Source organism: Nesterenkonia sandarakina (assembly GCF_003003175.1).
Classification (GTDB): Bacteria; Actinomycetota; Actinomycetes; order Actinomycetales; family Micrococcaceae; genus Nesterenkonia; species Nesterenkonia sandarakina_A.
In genome coordinates this window covers 164,789-180,909 of sequence record NZ_PVTY01000001.1, presented here as the reverse complement: position 1 = coordinate 180,909, position 16,121 = coordinate 164,789, and the positions used below count along the sequence as shown (strand labels likewise).

Here is a 16,121-nt window from a genome sequence, read left to right as displayed (position 1 = left end):
GTGTCGTACTTCCCGAACCGACAGGGGTCCGCGTAACGTTGCTGGTGGCAGCCCCATCCTCGGGTGGGAGCTGCGCTTCAGACGTTCATGAATGGGAAGGGAACCTCAGGTGAGTCAGGCTTCTGCAGCCGAGGATCCGTCGAGCATCTCGACGGACCACAAGAACGACGCCGGAACCAATGTTGTCTCGCTCGGCGACCTGCTCCAGGAGCTCGGGCTCAAGCCCGACTCCCTGGTCCAGGAGATCGGTGTGGATGAGGATGTCGACGACGACTTCCGCGACCGTCTGGAGGACCTTCTCGATGAGGACCTGCTCGACGAGGACGTCCAGGAGGTCGTCGACGCCGTGCTGGTCTGGTTCCGAGACGGCGACGACGATCTCACGGATGCGCTCGTGGATGCCCTGGGCACCCTCGACGAGGGCGGCGTGCTGTGGCTGCTGACCCCGCGCTCAGGCCGCGAGGGCTACGTGGCGCCGGTGGAGATCCAGGACGCGGCACCCAACGCCGGACTGCATGTGACCTCCTCCGCCGGAGTGAGCACCCACTGGGCCGCGACCCGACTGATGGGGCGCAAGAAGCAGTGACCGTCCCGCCGCTCCCGGTGACAGGGGAGCAGGCGCCGGGCTTCTCCGGGCGCACCCATCATGGCGAGGTGATCGAGCTCGCCCGGCTCGCCGGGACGCCGGTGCTGCTGATGTTCTACCCCTTTGCCTTCAGCCGGGTCTGCGGCTCCGAGCTGCAGGCCCTGGTGGCGCACCGGGACCAGGTCCGCGCCTCAGGCGCGAGAGTGCTGGCGATCAGCTGCGATCCGGTGCACAGCCTGCGCGCCTACGCCCAGCTGCTCGCGGCTGGTTCCACCAGGGACTCCACCGCCGACCCCACCGCGAACTCCACCGACCCCACCGTGGCGGAGTCGGGTGAGCTGCCCTTCGACCTGGTCAGCGATTTCTGGCCGCACGGGGAGATTGCGCAGCGTTACGGCGCCTTCGACGCGATCAAGGGCGCGGCGCAGCGAAGAAGCTTCCTGCTGGACTCCGCACTGCGGATCGCACATGTCCAGGCGGTGCCGGCCGCCGAGGCCCGAGACCTCGACGAGGCGCTGCTCCTGCTGGGTCGGCTGCGCTGAGCGCCGACCGGTTCAGGAGGTCGGCGCCGGCTCCGGCCGCGGCGCGACCGCCGGAGCCGCCAGGCTGCTCAGTCCCCGGGTGACGTACCGGGCGCGGTAGCTGTCGAAGACCGCGGTGGCGGTGACCACCAGCAGGGCAGAGCCGAGCATGTGCAGTCCGACCAGGAGGACCGGCAGCCCGGTGAAGTGCTGGACGTAGCCGATGACCCCCTGCGCGATGACGACCGCGATCAGCCCCCAGGCGGAGCGGCGCTGGTTCGGCGCCGTGTCGATCCGGTACTGGCGCACCACGAGCGCGATCGCCGCGAAGCACAGCACGTAGACCGGGACCACGTGCATCCGGGTCACCAGATCCGGGTCGAAGAGGTGCCGCGGCGAACCAGGGTCCCCGGCGTGGGGACCGGTGCCGGTCACCACCGTGCCGAGGAACACCGAGACCCAGGTCGCGACGAGGATCACCGGGGCCATGGCGGAAGTCACCGCGTCGGAGCCGCCATGGCTCATCCGGACCCCGGCCACGCCGTCGGACTGCGCCCGGCGCCGGGAAGAGTCAGGTGAGGAGCCCTGGTCAGAGCTCGGCAAGGCATCCCCGGCGGCATCGGCGGAGGCGTCCTTCGCGGATCGCAGCTCGAGCCGGATCCGATTCAGCAGCATGGTGGCGATCATGACCAGCGCCGCCGAGAGCAGGAAGTGCAGCGCCACGATCCAGGGGTTCAGGTTCGTCCACACCGTGATGCCCCCGATGACCGCCTGCAACGGGATCCCGGCGAGGATCACCAGGCTCATCCGGAACAGCGCACGGTGGCTGCGGCGCAGACGCAGCAGGGCGAAGAACATCAGCGCACAGATCAGCACCAGCACATAGGTGAGCAGCCGGTTTCCGAACTCGATGGCGCCGTGCAGGCCCATCTCCTGGGTCGCGACCCAGGACTCGGGCGTGCAGCGCGGCCACTCCGGGCAGCCGAGACCCGAGGCGGTCAGCCGAACCGCACCACCGGTGAGGATGATGCCGATGTTGCTGATCAGCGTCGCCCAGGCGGCCACCTTCGTGGCCCGGGTGATCCGGGTGGGCAGGTTGGTGCGGAAGGCTTCGATCACATTCATCGGGAACTTCATCGCCAGTTGAACCACCTTCGTGCGGCCAGGACGGCCAGCGCGGCCCACCCAGCCAGAATCAGAGCTTCGAGAACAGGGAACGATCCCTCCAGTGCGGCGGTGCGCAGGCCTTCGCCCAGCGCCGCGGAGGGGAGGAGCAGCAGCAGCGCGCCGGCGCCGTCGTGGTCGAGCGGGAACACCGAGCCGCCCGCGGCGCCGAGCAGCACCCAGATGACGTTGGTCAGCGCCAGCGTCGCCTCGGCGCGCACGGTGCCTGCCAGCAGCAGTCCCAGCGCGGTGAACGCGGTGGCACCCAGGACGACGACGACGCCCAGCCACAAGAGGCCCACCGGGTCCGGGTTCCACCCGAGGACCAGACCGGCGGTGCCGATCACCAGCACCTGCACGGCGACGACCGCCAGTACGGCGATGGCCTTGCCAAGGATCAGCCCCGTCGCCCCCAGCGGAGTCGTGGCCAGATACGCCAGCACTCCGTACTGACGCTCGAAGCCGGTGGCGATGCCCTGGCCGGTGAAGGCGGAGGCCATCACCGCGAGTGCAAGCACGCCGGGGGTGATGACGTCGATGCTGGGAGTGGCGGCCGAGGTGATCAGCTCCAGGCGGTGGGCGCCGAAGAGCACCAGCAGCGGCAGGATCAACGAGACCAGCAGCTGCTCGCCGTTGCGCAGCACGTTGCGGGTCTCGTAGATCCCGTGCGAGAGGATCCGGCGTACCGCCGGACGCGGGGCCGGGGCCAGCGGGGCGTGGAGGGCAGTCATGAGACGGAGACCTCCCAGAAGACGTCTTCCAGCGTGCGGGCTTCCATCCGGACCTCCACGGGCATCATGTCGATCAGTTCCCACCAGGCGGCCAGCTCGCGCAGCTGGCCCGGACCGGACAGTCTCGGGGTCATCCAGGTCGCGCCCGGAGCGTTGTCGGCGCCGCCGTCGAGCTCGATGCTCACCGGGGCGCTGCCGATCTCCGCCCGGGTCAGCGTCCGCGATGCGGTGAAGACCATGCGCCGGGCGGCGCCGTCTGCTGACGCTGCGCCTGCAGCGGCCGCGCCGGTGAGCTCCGCCACGGATCCGTGCCGCACCACTTCGCCGTCCTTGAGGATGAAGACCGAATCGGCGAGCTTCTGCGCCTCCTCGAGCAGGTGCGTGGTCAGGATGATCCCCATCCCCATCTCGCGCAGCTCATCGATGAGCCCGAAGACGGTCTGCCGGGACTGCGGGTCCAGCCCGGCGGTGGGCTCGTCGAGGAACACCACTTCGGGTCGGCCGAGCAGGCTGGCAGCCAGGGCGACGCGCTGCTTCTGCCCGCCGGAGAGCCGGCGGATGGAGGTGCGCATGAAGTCGCCCATGTCGAGGCGGGAGACCAGATCATCCACGGGCCAGGGGTCCTGATGCAGCGAGGCCACATGCTTGAGCAGCGCGCGGGGCTGGACCGACTGGGGCATGCCGCCGTCCTGGAGCATCACCCCGACCCGGGCGCGGAGCTCGGCGCCCGCACGGAAGGGATCCTGACCCAGCAGCGCGACGCTTCCCTGAGAGGGGTGCAGCAGGCCCTGGGCGCAGCTCAGTGTGGTGGTCTTGCCCGCGCCGTTGGGTCCGAGAAGCACGGTGACCTCGCCGGATCGGGCGGTGAGGTCCACGCCCCGCAGGATCTCTTTGAGTCCCTGGGGGCTGCGAGCTGAGCCGACGGCATAGCGCACATGGCGCAGGGTCAGACAGGGTGGATGCTGGGGCACTGCACCAGTCTACATTTCTACACCGCGTAGAAGATTGCAGCGACGGCATGCGAAGCAGACCATGCGTCCAGACATGCCTCCAGCAGGGCAGGAGAGGCGGGGGAGCGGCGGGCAAAGGGGCGGTGTCAGCGGAGGCAGTGGGGAAGGTCTCCGCCGACTTAGGTCCACCTTGCTGGCGGCTTTGTTCTGAATAGGTCAGAATAGGGTCATGTATTCCACCGCTTCCGAGTCTGCCTCCGCAGATGCTCAGTCACGCGATGTGGACACCCCTGACTCGATTGCACCCGGCGAGATGATCCGTGAGGCGGAGAGCACCACCCGCCAGCGGGTCCTGCAGCTGGTGGTCGAGGAAGGCCCGATCAGCGCCGCCGCTCTGGGCAGCGAGCTGCAGCTCACCGCCGCGGCCGTGCGCCGTCACCTCGACGCGATGACCGAGCAGGGCATTCTCGAGGTCAAGAACGTCACCACCCGGCGTCGCGGCGCCGGACGTCCCTCCCGCCGCTACGTCGTCTCCCAGCGCGGACAGCGCACCATGGGCGACGACTACCTCGGGCTGGTCAAGACAGCGCTGGCGCTGCTCCAGGACGGCAGCGCCTCCCAGACCGTGCAGGACGGCGGCGTCTCCCAGGGCGAGGGCGCTGCTCCCGAGGCGGCCGCCGGGCTGGCCCGCGAGTACTTCGCCGGATTCGAGCAGCGCTGGGAGGCGGAGCTGGCGCAGATCGAAGACCTCGATGCGCGCACCGACCGACTCTCGGAGCTCTTCAACGAGGAGGGCTTCGCCGGCTTCACCCGGCTGGTGGGCCGGGACAACCCGCTTCTGGCCATGCAGTCCACGCAGCTGTGTCAGGGTCACTGCCCGATCCGGGAAATAGCCGCGGCCCATCCGGTGTTCTGTGAGGAGGAGACCGATATGATCTCCCGCTTGCTCGACGTCGATGTCAGGCGGCTCTCCACCCAGGCGGCCGGTGCCCATGTCTGCACCACCCACGTCCCTGTGGGTCGCGAGAAGCTCGCCGCCGAGCAGCGGGCCCGCGCCGCGGCACATGCCGAGGCGGAACTACAGATCAGCGCCGAAGACGGTGCGACACATCAGTCGCGCAAGGTCAGCGGCGGACGAAAGCGAATCGTCATCTCCCCCCGTCAACAAGAGAGGTTGTCATGACCGAGCAGATCCAGCGCGAAAAGGACCAGGGGGTCACCTCCGACATCTTGGAGCGCAACCCCGAGCTCCAGGGCATCGGTTCCTACGAATACGGCTGGTCGGACTCCGACACCGCCGGAGCCAACGCCAAGCGTGGCATCGATGAGTCGGTCGTGGAGGACATCTCCTCCAAGAAGAGCGAACCCGAGTGGATGCTCAAGCTGCGCAAGAAGGGCCTGAAGTACTTCCAGCGCAAGCCCATGCCCATGTGGGGCGCAGACCTCTCCGGCATCGACTTCGACAACATCAAGTACTTCGTGCGCTCCACCGAGAAGCAGGCGAAGACCTGGGAAGACCTTCCCGAGGACATCCGCAACACCTACGAGCGGCTCGGAATCCCCGAGGCCGAGCGTGAGCGTCTGGTCTCCGGCGTCGCAGCCCAGTACGAGTCCGAGGTGGTCTACCACCAGATCCGCGAGGATCTCGAGGAGCAGGGTGTCATCTTCATGGACACCGACACCGCGCTGAAGGAGCACCCCGAGTTCTTCGAGGAGTACTTCGGCTCGGTCATCCCCGTGGGCGACAACAAGTTCGCCGCACTGAACACCTCGGTGTGGTCCGGCGGCTCCTTTGTCTACGTGCCGAAGGGCGTGCACGTGGAGATCCCGCTCCAGGCCTACTTCCGCATCAACACCGAGAACATGGGTCAGTTCGAGCGGACCCTGATCATCGCGGACGAGGACTCCTACGTCCACTACATCGAAGGCTGCACCGCGCCGATCTACGACTCTGACTCGCTGCACTCCGCAGTGGTTGAGATCGTGGTGAAGAAGAACGCACGCGTTCGCTACACCACCATCCAGAACTGGTCCACCAACGTCTACAACCTGGTGACCAAGCGCGCCGTGGTCGACGCCGGCGGCACCATGGAGTGGATCGACGGCAACATCGGATCCAAGGTCACCATGAAGTACCCGGCCGTCTACCTCACCGGTGAGCACGCCAAGGGCGAGACGCTCTCGGTGGCCTTCGCCGGCGAAGGTCAGCACCAGGACACCGGCTCCAAGATGGTCCACATGGCGCCTAACACCTCCTCGACCATCGTGTCGAAGTCGGTGGCCCGCAACGGCGGCCGCGCCGCCTATCGCGGTCTGGTCCAGATCAACGAGGGAGCCAAGAACTCCGCGAACTCGGTGGTCTGTGATGCGCTGCTGGTGGACACGATCTCCCGGTCTGACACGTACCCGTACATCGACATCCGCGAGGACGATGTCACGCTGGGCCACGAGGCCACGGTCTCCAAGGTCTCCGAGGATCAGCTCTTCTACCTGATGGCCCGCGGACTCGCCGAAGACGAGGCCATGGCCATGATCGTGCGCGGCTTCATCGAGCCGATCGCCCGGGAGCTGCCCATGGAGTACGCCCTGGAGCTCAACCGCCTCATCGAGCTGCAGATGGAAGGCTCCGTCGGCTGATCAGCCCTCGCTGAGGCAGTCCACCCAGCCGCCCGGGGTCACGCACTCCGGGCGGCTGGGGGCCTGCCGCCCATGGAGCAGCCTCCGTTGAACCGCGCATCGCAGACACGCGCATGAAGAAACAAGGGAAGAGAAACACATGACGAATTCCGCGTCCGCCGATCAGGCGGAACAGGTCGCAGGAGTCGAGGTCGGCGAAGCCCGCATCTCGATCCCAGGCATGAGCGAGCAGGGCGAGAACCTCGCCACCGCCCACGAAGAGACCGAACACACCCACGGCGGCCTCGGCGAGTCCACCACCAAGGCCAAGTCCGGCGGCTCCCGCGCCGACCGCACCACCAGCCTGAACGTGGCCGACTTCGCCGTGCCCACCGGGCGCGAGGAGGAATGGCGCTTCTCCCCGCTGAAGAAGCTCGGCCGCGTCCTCTCCGACGCCGCCACCCAGACCCCGGTCACGCTGAAGGTGCGAAACCTCGCCGCCGGCGTCACCCAGGCTGAGCTCGCCCAGGCCCAGTCCCCGCGCGGCACCGTGTTCTCCGCGGCCGACCGCGCCGCCGTCGTCGGCTACAGCCAGACCGCGAAGGCCGACTACGTCTCCGTCGCCGCCGACACCGAGCTCAGCGAGCCGGTGTTCCTCGACATCACCGGTGAGGCCGCAGGCCACCGCGCCAACGGCCACCTGGTGCTCGAAGCCGGAACCCACTCCAAGGTGGTCTTCGTGATGGAGCACCGCGGCTCCGCCGATGCGAACCTCAACGTGGAGGTCATCGTGCGCGACGGCGCCGATGTCACCGTGGTCTCCCTGCAGCGCTGGGACGACGACGCCATCCACGTGGGCCAGCAGGACGCCGAGGTCGGCCGCGACGCCAAGTACAAGCACGTCTCGGTCACCCTGGGCGGCGAGGTCGTGCGGCTGAACTCCAACGTGCGCTACTCCGCCGAAGGCGCAGAGGCGGCCATGTACGGCCTCTACTTCGCCGATGCCGGACAGCACCTGGAACACCGCAGCTTCGTGGACCACAACTCCCCGCGCAACACCTCCAACGTGCTCTACAAGGGCGCGCTGCAGGGCCAGGACGCGCGCACCGTCTGGGTCGGCGACGTGCTGATCCGCAAGGCCGCCGAGGGCACCGACTCCTACGAGAAGAACCAGAACCTGATCCTGACCGACGGCGCCCGCGCCGACTCGATCCCGAACCTGGAGATCGAGACCGGACTGATCGAGGGAGCCGGACACGCCTCCTCCACCGGACGCTTCGACGAGAACCACCTGTTCTACCTGATGGCGCGCGGCATCCCGGAGAAGGAGGCCCGCCAGCTCGTGGTGCGCGGCTTCCTCAACGAGATCGTCCAGGCCATCGGCGTGGAGTCGATCGAGGACACCATCCAGCAGGACCTGGAGAACGAGCTGAAGATCGCCGGCTTCTAGGCGCTCCCGCAGCCTCACAGGCACCGGCCGCCGGAAACCCGGCCGGCCGCCGCGACTCGCTCGCTCCACCACCAGCAGCACTTACGAACCAAGCAAAGGACACGCAAAGAATGTCTACTCTCGAGATCAAGGACCTGCACGTCTCCATCGAGACCGAGCAGGGCACCAAAGAGATCCTCAAAGGCGTCACCCTGACCATCAAGTCCGGTGAGATCCACGCCATCATGGGTCCCAACGGCTCCGGCAAGTCCACCCTGGCGTCCACCATCGCCGGGCACCCCCGCTACAAGGTCACCTCCGGCAGCATCACGCTCGACGACGTCGACGTGCTGGAGATGTCCGTGGACGAGCGCGCCCGCGCCGGCCTGTTCCTGGCCATGCAGTACCCGGTCGAGGTCCCCGGTGTGACCATGACCAACTTCCTGCGCACCGCCAAGACCGCCATCGACGGCGAGGCTCCCAAGCTGCGCACCTGGGCCAAGGACGTCCGCGGCGCCATGGAGAAGCTCAAGATCGACGCCGACTTCGCCAACCGCAACGTCAACGAAGGCTTCTCCGGCGGTGAGAAGAAGCGCGTGGAGATCCTGCAGATGGAGCTGTTCAAGCCCAAGTTCGCAGTCCTCGACGAGACCGACTCCGGCCTGGACATCGACGCTCTGCGCGTCGTCTCCGACGGCGTGAACCGTGCGCACTCCGAGAACGACATGGGCACGCTGCTGATCACGCACTACACGCGGATCCTGAACTACATCACCCCGCAGTTCGTCCACGTGTTCGTCGACGGCCGCGTCGCCGAGCAGGGTGGACCCGAGCTGGCCGACGAGCTCGAGGCCAACGGCTACGACCGCTTCCTGGCACCGGTCCAGGCCTGAGCGAATCATGCTGAATCCAGACACCGTCCGGGCTGACTTCCCGCTGCTGGGCCGCACGGTCCGCGGCGGGAAGCCCCTGGTGTACCTGGACTCCGGGGCCACCGCGCAGAAGCCGCAGCAGGTCATCGACGCAGAGTCGGCGTTCTACGCGCAGACCAATGCGGCGGTGCACCGCGGGGCGCACCAGATCGCCGAGGAGGCCACCGAGGCCTACGAGAGCTCCCGCACGGTGGTGGCCGAGTTCGTCGGTGCCGACGTCGACGAGATCGTCTGGACCAAGAACGCCACCGAGGCGCTGAACCTGGTCGCGTACGGGTTCCTCAACGCCAGCCTCGCCGCAGCGGCCGCTCCTGGCAGCCCCGCCGCCGAGGCCGTCTCGCCCGAGGCACGGACGCGCTACGCGCTGGTCCCCGGTGACGAGATCGTGGTCAGCGAGGCCGAGCATCACGCCAACCTGGTGCCCTGGCAGCAGCTGGCGGCCAAGACCGGCGCCACGCTGCGCTGGATCGGCGTCACGGCGGAGGGTCGGCTGGACCCCGAGACCTACTCGGTGATCGGGGATCGGACCCGGGTCCTGGCCATCACCCACGCCTCCAACGTCACCGGGGCCATCACCGATGTCGCCGCCCTGGTGTCCCGGGCGCGGGCCGTCGGAGCCTATGTGGTGCTCGACGCCTGCCAGACCGCCGCGCACATGCCGGTGGACCTCCACGCGCTCGACGTCGACTTCGCGGCGTTCTCGGCCCACAAGATGGTCGGCCCCACCGGGGTCGGCGCGCTCTACGGACGTCGAGAGCTGCTCGAGGATCTGCCGCCCTTCCTCACCGGAGGCTCGATGGTCGAGGTCGTCACGATGGAGGCCACCAGCTTCATGCCTCCGCCGCAGCGCTTCGAGGCCGGGACGCAGATGGTGGCTCAGGTCGTCGGCTTCCGAGCCGCCGTCGAGTACCTGCGCGAGCTGGGCATGGAGCAGGTCGCGGCCCACGAGGCCGCGATGACCCAGCTGCTGCTCGAGGGCATCGCCGCGGTGCCCGGCGTCCGCGTGCTGGGCCCGCAGGATGCCGCCGACCGGCTCGCCGTCGTCGCCTTCGAGGTCGACGGGGTGCACCCCCACGACGTCGGCCAGGTCCTCGACAATGCCGGGGTGGCCGTACGGGTGGGGCACCACTGCGCCCAGCCGATCCACCGTCGGCTCGGGGTCCATGCCTCCGCGCGGGCCTCGGCAGGGGTCTATACCACCATCGCCGACATCGAGGCGTTCATCGAGGGCCTGCACGAGGTCGTGCGGTTCTTCGCCACGCCGGAGACGCCCACCATGCAGGCCTCGACGGTCGAGTCCGGAAAGGGGCGAGTCTGATGGCCGATGCGATGGAGCAGCTCTACCAGCAGGTCATCCTCGACCACGCCCGGGTGCGCCAGGGCGAGGGCGAGCTGGCCGACTACGGAGGCGAGTCCTTCCAGATCAACCCCACCTGCGGAGACCAGGTCACCCTGCGGGTCCAGCTGGATCCGGCGGGGGAGAAGATCCAGGCCCTCGGCTGGACAGGGCAGGGCTGCTCGATCTCCCAGGCCTCGCTCTCGGTGATGCACGAACTCGTCATCGATCAGCCGGTCAGCCGTGCTGAGGAGCTCGGAGGCTACTTCCGCGAGCTTATGGCGGCACGGGGCAAGGAGCTCGAGGGCACACGCCTGGAGGCGCTGGAAGATGCCTCCGCCTTCACCGGTGTGGCACGCTATCCGGTACGGATCAAGTGTGCTCTGCTGGGATGGATGGCACTGCGCGATGCACTCGTGCAGGCCCGCGGCAGGGCATAGACCCTTGACTTCCGATGTTGCACCGCACAGATGATCGAAACAGACCACCGCACGTATGCAGAACTTCGAAGGAAAGGAGAGCGCCATGAGTGACGCTGTCACCGCGGCTCAGACGCCGCTTGAAGATGTCGAGGAAGCCCTCAAGGACGTCATCGACCCCGAGCTCGGGATCAACATCGTCGACCTGGGCCTGCTCTACGGCCTCCACTACGCGGAGGACGGTGCGCTTCTCATCGACATGACGCTGACCACCGCCGCCTGCCCGCTGACCGATGTGCTCGAAGAGCAGGTCGGACAGCACATCGGCACCCTGGTCGACGAATGGCGACTCAACTGGGTCTGGATGCCGCCGTGGGGCCCCGAGAAGATCACCGACGACGGCCGCGAGCAGATGCGCGCCCTCGGGTTCAATATTTAAATTTGAACAAAGGTTCTTGCCAGGTCTTTTGCTGGGAAGAACCATGACATAAGCTGTCCCGAAGCAGGTGGCATCCATGTTTGTACCCTGAAGCAAACAGGATGCCACCTGTGCCAGGGAGCATTCATGTCACGAAGTAACGCTTTTCTGGGCCGGGAATCACAGCTTGAAACCATCGTGGCGACTGCGGAGACCGTTCACACCTCCTCCGAGCCGCGATTCATCTTGATCGAAGGCCCACCAGGTGTCGGCAAGACCACCTTGCTCAACGAGGCCATGTCTCGACTCGCCGGGTGGTCGCGAGCGAACGTCTATCTCGATGCCGCCGACCAGGAGACGCCGGGCTATGCCGCCGCGCACCTGCTGCGCAAGCCGCTGCGCTATCGAGCGCCCACCGAGGCGCGGGAGCTGGCCGCTCTGGTCCAGGAGCAGGCCGACCGGATCAGGGAACCTGTCGTGCTGGTCATCGAGGACCTCCAGTGGACCGACCCGGTCTCCGCGGCGGTGATCTATCAGACGATCCGGGAGCTCGAAGACGTCCCGGTGCTCTGCCTGGTGACCGGTCGACCCACCACGCGTCCCGAGCTGCAGCGTCTGACCCGGTACACCGCGACGGCTGGTGAGGCGCTGCGGATCGTGCTGGAACCCTTCACCCAGACCGAGGTCCGGGAGCTGATCCAGCAGGAGACGGGGCTGCCGATCAGCAGCAACGTCGCCGCCCGCATCCACGATGCCACCGGCGGCTTCCCGGCGTTCCTGGACTACGTGATCGAGAAGCTCACCGTGCCCGACGAGGTGATCTCCGCCGCCGCCCTCGACTCGGCGCTGCAGGATCTCGACCGGGGGGAGGGCCCCGCCGAGACCCAGCGGCTGCTCATCCGACAGATCTTCGAGGAGACCTCTGCGGACGTCCAAGAGGTGCTGGCGCTGCTGGCCCTGGCGCGCTACCCGCTGGCGGTCCATGAGATTCGCGACCTGCTGGGAGTCGAATCCGTCGACGTCGAGGCGCTGCGGAACTCCAGCCTGGTCCAGGAATCGATGCGATCCGGGCGATTCTGGCTCCAGCACCGGATGTTCCAGCGCTGCCTCATCGCTGATCTGCCCCGCGAGCAGCGGGTGGACCTGCACATGCGCCTGGCCCGGCTGGAGGGCGGCCCCGGCGCCGTGCGACACCGGGCGCAGGCCGCGCTGCTGGACCCTTCGGTCGGGGATCGGACTGGAATCGTCGAGGCGCTCACCGACGCGGCCCGCACCGCCAGCCGCACCGGGGACACCGGCGAGAGCCTGGAGCTGAGCCGGCTCGCCTTCGAGGTGGAACGGTCTGGGGCCACGCTGGAGACGCTCTCCTTCGTCGCGATGCGCGCGGGCACCAGGATCGACATCGAATCGACGATCAGCTGGGCGCACCGCCACGACGACGTGCCCGAGGTGCTGCGCCGCGGCATCCTGGCCCGTGACCGGCTGGACTGCGGCGATCTGGAAGGAACTCTGCGCTTCCTGGCCGGGGGCGAGGATCTGGCTGACGCGTCTCCCAAGTCGCTGCTGTGCTACGCCGACACCGTGCTGCAGGCCTCGCGCACCACCGGGCTGCGCGGCTCCTACTGGCACCTGTTCAAGATCGCAGAACGTACCGTCGAGGTGCTGCGCCACCTCGAATCCAAGCTCGAAGCCGACGACCCATCCGTGCGCACCCGGATCGCCACGCCCGAGCAGCTGCTGGCCGAGACCCGCGGCCTGCGGGTGAGCCTGCAGCTCTGGCGGCTCCTGGAAGGCATGGTCGACGCCGAGCCGTCGTCCTTCTCCGCGGAGGTGCAGAAGCTCCTCGACGAAGTCCGCAGCGTGCCCGGCACCGAATCTGCGCAGATGGTGCTCCTGGTGGCCCGAGGCGCGCTGCTCCGCACCGCGGGCCATCTCACCGACGCCTACGCGGACCTGATCACCGCAATCGAGAACTGGCCCGGACGCAATCGCCGGGCGCTGGCCCATGCGGAGATTCACGTCACCTACCTGCTCTTCGAGGCCGGGCTCTGGAGCGAGGCACAGGCCTTCGCCGAGTCGGCCGCCGCCGAGGTGCTCGACATCCGTGAGGACAATGTCGCCCCGGTGGCCTTCAACGCAGCCCACCTGGTGCCCACCGCCCGCGGGCCGGTGCAGGCCATGGCGTTCGACCTGCGGGCGCAGACCCGGCGGATGACCGGCACCAGCCTGGGCCGCGCCGGGCGAGGCTTCGTCGAAGCCTGGGGTGCGACCTCCGTCCAGGACCACGAGCGCGTCGTCAGCAGCGTCCTGGGTCTGCAGGTCGAACTGAACATCTGGTCCCGCGCGATCACCCCGGTGGTGCTGCTGGGCCGGTCCCTGTTCCACAGCGGCAAGGCTCAGGCGCTCCCGGCGCTGATCAACAAGGTCCGCGCCGATGAGCACTCAGCGCCCCCGCAGCGGGAGTACGTGCTGCGGCACCTGCGTGGGCTGGCATCCATGGGGACCGGCAAGCACGTCGCGGCGCATGAGCACCTCAGCGCCGCGATGGCGACGATCTCGGCCACCCCGTCGCTGAAGTCACCCCACGTGCCCGGCGACGGGGGTGCGCTGAGCATCTACCGCGGGCTCCTGGCCCTGGACCTCGGGCACTGCGTCGTAGAAGGCAGGGACGCCCTGCAGGACAAGGTGGAGCAGGCCTCCGAGTGGGTGCTCTGGGCCGCCTCGATGTTCCAGGGCTGTGGTGCCGAGGGGCTCTTCCATCAGGCCGACGAGATCTTCAGGACCCTGCACAGGCCGGGACCCGCAGCGGACAGCAGCGAGCGCATCCGGATGATCGACCTGCCCGAAGGGCTCAGCTCCAAGGCGCGGTTCGCGCTGACCGGGCTGACCAGCCGCGAGCGCGAGATCGCGCTGATGGTGGGTCAGGGTCTGTCGAACAAGGATGTGGCCGAAGAGCTGGTCCTCTCGGTGCGCACCGTGGAGTACCACGTCGCCAACGCCCTGGGGAAGCTCACGCTCGAATCGCGTCACGCCCTGCGCCGCATGCTCCAGGATGAGGACGACGGCGACCTGCGCAGCGCCTGATCTTGATGGTCCGTCGAGCCTGGGGATCACCGCACCGAAGCTCCTGATCCGGGTTTCCTGACCGCGACTCCCGGAGCCTGGCATCCGAAGCCGCTGAGGTGCACCGGCGCGCACAGGGTGGGCTGCGGAGCTCCTGACCACGGGGAATCACGGGGGTTCCCCCGTAATCCCTGCGGGGGTTCGCTCAGCACCGTGATGAAGCGCACCCCTCCCGGCCTAGCGTGGGCAACGCACCGTGACAGGCGCCCCTCCGTTCCCGGGGCGTCTGCACGGTGACCACTGACCTTGCACCGGGAAGTTGTCACCTATGACCTTGCACAACCACGTGCGCATCTGCCGCCGGCGATGGGCGTCGATCCTGCTCCCGACGGTGTTCGCCGTGGTCGTGGCGGCGGTGTTCTTCATCGCACAGCCGACCATCTACACCGCCACCACCACGATCTACGTCTCCTCCGGGTCCGGCGAGAACCTCGATGAGCTTCCCCAGGGCAGCATGGTCGCCGGACAGCGAGTCCAGACCTACGCCGACCTCGTCACCACCCCCGCCGTGCTGGATCCCGTGATCGAAGATCTCGGACTCGCCCTGCCTCGGGCCGAGCTCGCCGAGGACATCGTCGCGCAGGTGCCTCGCGACACCCTGCTGCTGGAGATCACCGCGAGCGCCGGTGAGCCCCAGGCGGCGACGGACCTCGCCAATGCGACGGTGGCCAGCCTGCAGAATCTGGTGAACGAGATCGAGACTCCGGGAGGCGCCCCTGTGGCTGCCGGGGATGAGCTCGTCGAGCTGTCGGTGGTCCGGGAGGCGGAGCTGCCCGCTCGCCCGCACAGCCCGAGGCCGGAGCTCATCTTCGGCACCGGCCTCGGCGTCGGACTTCTCTTCGGACTCATCCTGGCCTACCTGCGTGAAGCCCGCGACACCTCGATCCGCACCCCCCGAGACCTCAAGGATCTCACCGCCGCCCCGCTGATCGGGGTCAGCAGGCGCGCACACAGGACTCCCAGCGAGAAGGACGGCACCCACCCGCGTCCCGTGGACTCGGTGGCCTCGTTCCGGGAGATGCGCATCCGGCTGATGTCCAACAAGTCCCCGGACTCGCCGAGCTCCTATGTGATCACCAGTTCCGTGGAGCGGGAGGGGCGCACCACCGTCGCGGTGAATCTCGCGCGATCCCTGGTCGAGGGTGAGCGTCGCACATTGCTGATCGGTGCAGACTTCGGGAACCCCGACATCGTGGACTGGTTCCGCGCGGGAGCGCAGAGCCGAGGTCAGGTGACCGACCTCACCCCGGCGGGCCTGAGCGAGGTGCTGGCCGGTCGGGCGTATCTCGAGGATGTGATCATCACCGATGCGGAACCGGGACTCGACGTCCTGCCCGCCGGCCGGGGGCAGGACCACGGCCTGGAGGCCTCCAGCATGGACGCCATGGCCGCCCTGCTCGAAGGCTGCGCCGAGACCTACGACGTCACCATCGTCGACGCTCCCGCGCTGCTGAGCCGATCCGCCGCTGCGCTCTTGGCCCAGATCACCACCGGCGTCATCGTGGTGGTCCGCTACGGCGAGGTCACGCGGGTGCAGCTGGGCACCGGACTCGATCTGCTGACCCGAGCACGTGCCCGACTCGTCGGAGTGGTGCTCTCCGGGGCTCCGCTGCGCGGACCCGACAGCCTCCGGGACCTCCGCGCTCCCGGTGCACGTCGGCGGCGTCCGGATGACGGCACGGGCAGAGCCGACGGCGACACCGGACAGCGGCTCAGCGCCAGGGCCGCCGGACTCTCCTCGGCACGGCGGCGTCGGCTCCCCGACGGCACCCTGGCGCTGTCCGAGGGCGCCCCGGCCCCCGCCCGGATCTTCCGGCTTCCACAGGACAGGACGTGATCTCCTGCCATGCCGACCCCCACCCTGAGCTCACCCCTCGCCCCTCGCCCCCACGTCAC

The 16,121-nt window shown here is 68.3% G+C and carries 14 protein-coding genes; 11 read left to right on the top strand and 3 right to left on the bottom strand.

From position 1 onward, the window contains the following. Positions 1 to 109: 109 nt before the first annotated feature. Together BCL67_RS00775 and BCL67_RS00770 are read left to right on the top strand one after the other, a co-directional pair. Positions 110 to 586 carry a DUF3052 domain-containing protein gene (locus tag BCL67_RS00775; RefSeq protein WP_258174647.1) on the top strand — a complete coding sequence of 159 codons (477 nt, stop codon included), beginning with the start codon at positions 110 to 112 and terminating at the stop codon, positions 584 to 586. After that, positions 583 to 1,128 carry a redoxin domain-containing protein gene (locus BCL67_RS00770; RefSeq protein WP_106121569.1) on the top strand — a complete coding sequence of 182 codons (546 nt, stop codon included), beginning with the start codon at positions 583 to 585 and terminating at the stop codon, positions 1,126 to 1,128. The genes BCL67_RS00775 and BCL67_RS00770 overlap by 4 nt, the downstream gene beginning before the upstream one ends. A 12-nt stretch (positions 1,129 to 1,140) precedes the next feature. Here the strand turns inward: BCL67_RS00770 and BCL67_RS00765 are convergent, their stop codons facing one another. Genes BCL67_RS00765 through BCL67_RS00755 form a run of 3 tightly spaced genes read right to left on the bottom strand, consistent with a single transcriptional unit; the run spans position 1,141 to position 3,973 of the window. Next, positions 1,141 to 2,244, bottom strand: a complete 1,104-nt coding sequence (locus BCL67_RS00765) for a COX15/CtaA family protein (RefSeq protein WP_106121568.1) — start codon at positions 2,242 to 2,244, stop codon at positions 1,141 to 1,143. After that, positions 2,241 to 3,002: an ABC transporter permease gene (locus tag BCL67_RS00760; protein ID WP_106121567.1), complete on the bottom strand. Its 762-nt coding sequence runs from the start codon at positions 3,000 to 3,002 to the stop codon at positions 2,241 to 2,243. Before BCL67_RS00760 ends, BCL67_RS00765 begins: the two co-directional genes overlap by 4 nt. After that, complete coding sequence (locus BCL67_RS00755; protein ID WP_258174645.1) at positions 2,999 to 3,973, bottom strand: ABC transporter ATP-binding protein; 975 nt, start codon at positions 3,971 to 3,973, stop codon at positions 2,999 to 3,001. Before BCL67_RS00755 ends, BCL67_RS00760 begins: the two co-directional genes overlap by 4 nt. Before the next feature lie 208 nt (positions 3,974 to 4,181). Here BCL67_RS00755 and BCL67_RS00750 point away from each other — a divergent pair, with 208 nt between their 5' ends. The 9 genes from BCL67_RS00750 (at position 4,182) to BCL67_RS00710 (ending at position 16,062) form a co-directional block, all read left to right on the top strand. Then, positions 4,182 to 5,135, top strand: coding sequence for a helix-turn-helix transcriptional regulator (locus BCL67_RS00750; protein ID WP_106121565.1), 954 nt, complete (start codon positions 4,182 to 4,184; stop codon positions 5,133 to 5,135). Beyond that, the gene (sufB, locus tag BCL67_RS00745) at positions 5,132 to 6,589 is read left to right on the top strand and encodes a Fe-S cluster assembly protein SufB (RefSeq protein WP_106121564.1); all 1,458 of its coding nucleotides are present in this window, start codon (positions 5,132 to 5,134) and stop codon (positions 6,587 to 6,589) included. Before BCL67_RS00750 ends, sufB begins: the two co-directional genes overlap by 4 nt. Positions 6,590 to 6,728: 139 nt before the next feature. After that, positions 6,729 to 8,018, top strand: coding sequence for a Fe-S cluster assembly protein SufD (sufD, locus tag BCL67_RS00740; RefSeq protein ID WP_106121563.1), 1,290 nt, complete (start codon positions 6,729 to 6,731; stop codon positions 8,016 to 8,018). Positions 8,019 to 8,128: 110 nt separating this feature from the next. Beyond that, entirely contained in the window at positions 8,129 to 8,890 is a 762-nt protein-coding gene (sufC, locus tag BCL67_RS00735; protein WP_106121562.1) for a Fe-S cluster assembly ATPase SufC, read from the top strand. Positions 8,891 to 8,897: 7 nt separating this feature from the next. Continuing rightward, complete coding sequence (locus BCL67_RS00730; protein WP_106121561.1) at positions 8,898 to 10,247, top strand: SufS family cysteine desulfurase; 1,350 nt, start codon at positions 8,898 to 8,900, stop codon at positions 10,245 to 10,247. After that, the gene (gene sufU, locus BCL67_RS00725) at positions 10,247 to 10,705 is read left to right on the top strand and encodes a Fe-S cluster assembly sulfur transfer protein SufU (protein ID WP_106121560.1); all 459 of its coding nucleotides are present in this window, start codon (positions 10,247 to 10,249) and stop codon (positions 10,703 to 10,705) included. Before BCL67_RS00730 ends, sufU begins: the two co-directional genes overlap by 1 nt. A gap of 85 nt (positions 10,706 to 10,790) precedes the next feature. Next, a complete protein-coding gene (locus BCL67_RS00720) occupies positions 10,791 to 11,123 on the top strand; it encodes a metal-sulfur cluster assembly factor (protein WP_106121711.1) in 333 nt (110 codons plus the stop codon). Between the two features lie 126 nt (positions 11,124 to 11,249). After that, on the top strand, positions 11,250 to 14,186 hold the full coding sequence (locus BCL67_RS00715) for a helix-turn-helix transcriptional regulator (protein WP_106121559.1): 2,937 nt from the start codon (positions 11,250 to 11,252) through the stop codon (positions 14,184 to 14,186). A 307-nt stretch (positions 14,187 to 14,493) separates the two neighbouring features. Beyond that, entirely contained in the window at positions 14,494 to 16,062 is a 1,569-nt protein-coding gene (locus BCL67_RS00710) for a polysaccharide biosynthesis tyrosine autokinase (protein WP_106121558.1), read from the top strand. Positions 16,063 to 16,121 lie beyond the last annotated feature (59 nt).